1 protein-coding gene is annotated in these 877 nt (G+C 67.3%); it reads left to right on the top strand.

The genetic code is table 11. The annotated features are described in order from the left end of the window. Positions 1–131 precede the first annotated feature (131 nt). The coding region (locus NS220_RS19895; RefSeq protein WP_153004372.1) for an NUDIX hydrolase at positions 132–877 on the top strand (746 nt) is incomplete at its 3' end.

Below are 877 nucleotides of genomic sequence, written 5' to 3'. Positions count from 1 at the left end.
GTCGCGCGCGGCTCTGAAGGGAAAGAACGGATTCCGCCGGAGCGCGGCCGTCCGCTCATCACGGCGGTGCTGTCGACGTTCGCTGTTCGAGGCTGCGAGGAGACGTGCGCGGCATTGCCTAAACTCGCGCCATGCCCACCTCGGACTACATCGCCGCGATCCGGTCACGGATCGGGAGCGACCTGCTGCTCCTTCCCGGTGTGACCGCGGTGATCCGCGATCGCGACCGTTTTCTGCTCGCCCGCCACCGCCATTCCGGACTATGGAGCCTGATCGGCGGGGCGGTGGAACCCGGCGAAGAACCCGACCAGGCCCTGCACCGTGAGGTGGGCGAAGAGACCGGGGCGCTCGTGCGCATCCGCGGGATCGTCGGCGTGTATGGCGGAGAATCCATGATGGTCACCTACCCGAACGGCGACAAGGTGGGATACGTGACCACCGCATACGATTGCGAGTTGCGCAGCGACGCGGTCGCCGACCAGGACGAACTGATCGAAGTGGGCTGGTTCTCGCGCGATGAGATCAAAACGCTCGCCCGCCGCGACTGGATCGATCGGGTGATCGCCGACGTTCCGGCGCGCCGACGATTGTCCGTCATCCGGTCTGCCGTCCCGACGGATGCCGAGCAGATCGCCCGCGTCCACGCGCGGTCGTGGCGCGAGACCTACGGGAAGTTCGTCGACGATCCCGACACGAATCCGTGGTTCGGTGTCGAGCGCCGGATCGAGATGTGGAGGACGACGCTGCGAGCGGCCGACTCACCGGTGATGGTGGCGCTCAGAGACGGGGAGATCATCGGTTTCGCCTCCGCACAGCGGACGGCCGAGCCCCCCGCGGTGAGGCCCGAGGAGTTGACGGCGCTCTATGTCGTCGCCGA

Source organism: Microbacterium testaceum (genome assembly GCF_001476655.1).
GTDB classification, from domain to species: Bacteria; Actinomycetota; Actinomycetes; order Actinomycetales; family Microbacteriaceae; genus Microbacterium; species Microbacterium testaceum_C.
Note: the sequence above shows the minus strand (reverse complement) of the source record. Positions and strands in the feature narration are given on the sequence as shown.